The organism is Streptomyces sp. NPDC096310, from assembly GCF_044763125.1.
In the GTDB taxonomy this organism is placed as follows: domain Bacteria; phylum Actinomycetota; class Actinomycetes; order Streptomycetales; family Streptomycetaceae; genus Streptomyces.
On sequence record NZ_JBIWFO010000063.1, the window covers coordinates 1 to 1858 of the forward strand.

Consider the following 1858-nt stretch of genomic DNA (forward strand, 5'->3'; position numbering starts at 1 on the left):
CAACGCCCGCTGTGATGGGTAGGGGAGCGTCGTGTGCCGGGTGAAGCAGCAGCGGAAGCTAGTTGTGGACGGTTCACGAGTGAGAATGCAGGCATGAGTAGCGATACACACGTGGGAAACGTGTGCGCCGATTGACTAAGGGTTCCTGGGTCAAGCTGATCTGCCCAGGGTAAGTCGGGACCTAAGGCGAGGCCGACAGGCGTAGTCGATGGACAACCGGTTGATATTCCGGTACCCGCTTTGAAACGCCCAGTACTGAATCAGACGATGCTGAGACCGTGAAGCCGTTCCGGACCCTTCGGGGAATGGAAAGTGGTGGAGCCGTCGGACCAGATCTGTAGTAGGTAAGTGATGGGGTGACGCAGGAAGGTAGTCCAGCCCGGGCGGTGGTTGTCCCGGGGTAAGGGTGTAGGGCGTTGTGCAGGTAAATCCGTGCAACATGTGTCTGAGACCTGATGCCGAGCCGATTGTGGTGAAGTGGATGATCCTATGCTGTCGAGAAAAGCCTCTAGCGAGTTTCATGGCGGCCCGTACCCTAAACCGACTCAGGTGGTCTGGTAGAGAATACCGAGGCGTTCGGGTGAACTATGGTTAAGGAACTCGGCAAAATGCCCCCGTAACTTCGGGAGAAGGGGGGCCATTCTTGGTGAGGGGTTTTACATCCTGAGCTGGGGGTGGCCGCAGAGACCAGCGAGAAGCGACTGTTTACTAAAAACACAGGTCCGTGCGAAGCCGTAAGGCGATGTATACGGACTGACGCCTGCCCGGTGCTGGAACGTTAAGGGGACCGGTTAGTCATTCTTCGGGGTGGCGAAGCTGAGAACTTAAGCGCCAGTAAACGGCGGTGGTAACTATAACCATCCTAAGGTAGCGAAATTCCTTGTCGGGTAAGTTCCGACCTGCACGAATGGCGTAACGACTTCTCGACTGTCTCAACCATAGGCCCGGTGAAATTGCACTACGAGTAAAGATGCTCGTTTCGCGCAGCAGGACGGAAAGACCCCGGGACCTTTACTATAGTTTGATATTGGTGTTCGGTTCGGCTTGTGTAGGATAGGTGGGAGACTGTGAAGCTTGGACGCCAGTTCAGGTGGAGTCGTCGTTGAAATACCACTCTGGTCGTGCTGGATGTCTAACCTGGGTCCGTGATCCGGATCAGGGACAGTGTCTGATGGGTAGTTTAACTGGGGCGGTTGCCTCCTAAAGAGTAACGGAGGCGCCCAAAGGTTCCCTCAGCCTGGTTGGTAATCAGGTGTTGAGTGTAAGTGCACAAGGGAGCTTGACTGTGAGACCGACGGGTCGAGCAGGGACGAAAGTCGGGACTAGTGATCCGGCGGTGGCTTGTGGAAGCGCCGTCGCTCAACGGATAAAAGGTACCCCGGGGATAACAGGCTGATCTTCCCCAAGAGTCCATATCGACGGGATGGTTTGGCACCTCGATGTCGGCTCGTCGCATCCTGGGGCTGGAGTCGGTCCCAAGGGTTGGGCTGTTCGCCCATTAAAGCGGTACGCGAGCTGGGTTTAGAACGTCGTGAGACAGTTCGGTCCCTATCCGCTGCGCGCGCAGGAGTCTTGAGAAGGGCTGTCCCTAGTACGAGAGGACCGGGACGGACGAACCTCTGGTGTGCCAGTTGTTCTGCCAAGGGCATGGCTGGTTGGCTACGTTCGGAAAGGATAACCGCTGAAAGCATCTAAGCGGGAAGCCTGCTTCGAGATGAGGACTCCCACCCCCTTGAGGGGTTAAGGCTCCCAGGAGACTACTGGGTTGATAGGCCAGATGTGGAAGACCGGTAACGGTTGGAGCTGACTGGTACTAATAGGCCGAGGGCTTGTCCTCAGTTGCTCGCGTCCACTGTGT

The 1858-nt window shown here is 56.5% G+C and carries 1 rRNA gene; it reads left to right on the plus strand.

The window, feature by feature from the left end:
* Nucleotides 1–1837 (plus strand): 23S ribosomal RNA (locus ACIQ7D_RS37480); the annotation flags it as partial.
* Between the last annotated feature and the right edge of the window lie 21 nt (nucleotides 1838–1858).